2 protein-coding genes are annotated in these 1,510 nt (G+C 78.6%); both read right to left on the reverse strand.

Annotated elements, in window-relative coordinates; genetic code table 11:
* Nucleotides 1–1,009, reverse strand: a 1,009-nt coding sequence (locus Q7T15_RS00110) for a carboxyltransferase domain-containing protein (protein ID WP_304692034.1), incomplete at its 3' end; no start/stop codon positions are given.
* Nucleotides 1,006–1,510 (reverse strand): LamB/YcsF family protein (locus Q7T15_RS00115; RefSeq protein WP_304692036.1); only part of this gene is annotated, 505 nt, incomplete at its 5' end. The genes Q7T15_RS00110 and Q7T15_RS00115, both read right to left, overlap by 4 nt.

Raw genomic sequence — 1,510 nt, forward strand, 5'->3', positions numbered from 1 at the left:
GGGGGGCCGCGCTCGCGCCGTCGAGCGTCACGGGGCCCGAGCCGCCCGTGACCGCGACCCAGGTGCCGACGGGCAGCGCGAGGGTCAGCCCGCCGAGGAGCACCTCGAGAGCGGCTGCCGACTCGTCGTTCCCGACGAGCCGGTTCGCGAGCCGATGGGCCGCGCGGTCGAACGCGCCCGCGGCCCCCACGCCGAGGGCCGCGCGGCCGGGGCGCCCGAGATCCTGGACGAGGGTGAGCGCTCCGGGGTCGACGACCTCGATCGTGCGACCAGGCGCGACCGGCGACGCGGGAATCGCGCGCGCCGCGCGCGCCTCGGCGCTCGCCACCGTGCCGAGCTCCCGCACGGGGACGAAGCGCACGCGCGCGCCCGGCGGGACGAGCGCGGGAGGGTCGCGCCGGGCATCCCACAGCACTGCGTCGGTGCGGCCGATGAGCTGCCAGCCGCCGGGAGAGCTGCGCGGATACACGCCCGTGTACTCGGCGGCGAGCGCGACGGCGCCGGCCGGCACGACGGGGCGCGAGGTCGCGCGCCGCGGCACCGGCGGGGGGACCGTGGCCGGGTCGGCGGGCACGAGGTACGGGAAGCCGGGGGCGAACCCGACGAACGCGCAGCGCCACTCGATGCGCGCGTGGCGCTCGACGACCTCGGCGGCCGAGCACCGCCAGAGCGCGGCGACCGCCTCGAGATCATCGCCGTCGTAGACGACGGGCAGCTCGACGAGCGGTCCCTCCGTTAGCGGGGCCTCGGGGTCTGCGTCAGCCAGCGCGGATCGCAGCCAGTGCTCGGCGTGCGTGAGTCCGAGCACGCGCGGGTCGAGCCGCACGAGCACGGTGCGCGCGGCGGGCACGAGCTCGAGGACTCCGTCGGGCGCGGTCGCCGCGAGCGCGGCATGGGCCGCGAGCGCTCCCTCGAGCGAGTCGAGCTCGACGAGCAGGGCGCGGTCGCCGCAGGGCAGGATGCGCGCCGCGAGCCCCGCCCCCGAGCCTGCCCCCGCCTCCGCGCTCACGGCGCCCCGAGCATCGGCCGCACGTCGACCCCGGCCTCCGCGAGCGCGTCGCGCACGGCGCGCGCCATCGCGACCGCCCCGGGAGTGTCGCCGTGCACGCACAGCGACTCGGCCTCGACGCGCACGATCGACCCGTCGACCGCGACGACCGACCCGTCGACGGCGAGCCGCACCGCGCGCGCGGCCACCGCGGCGACGTCGTGCAGCACGGCGCCCGGCTCGGTTCGCGGCACGAGCGACCCATCGGCCCGGTAGGCGCGATCGACGAAGGCCTCGGTCACGAAGCGGATGCCCGCCTCCCGCGAGGCGCGCTCGATCGCCGACCCGGGCATCCCCATCACCGGAAGCCCGGCCGCGGCCGCGACGCGCGCGACGACCTCGGCGCGCTCCGCGTCGCGCACGATGCGGTTGTAGAGCGCGCCGTGCGGCTTGAGGTATCGGGCGTCGCCGCCCGCGGCCCGCGCGGCGTCGGCGAGGCGTGCGACCTGCTCGCGCAGCTGC

Origin of the sequence: Microcella sp. (assembly GCF_030645145.1) — a bacterium.
Lineage (GTDB): Bacteria > Actinomycetota > Actinomycetes > Actinomycetales > Microbacteriaceae > Microcella.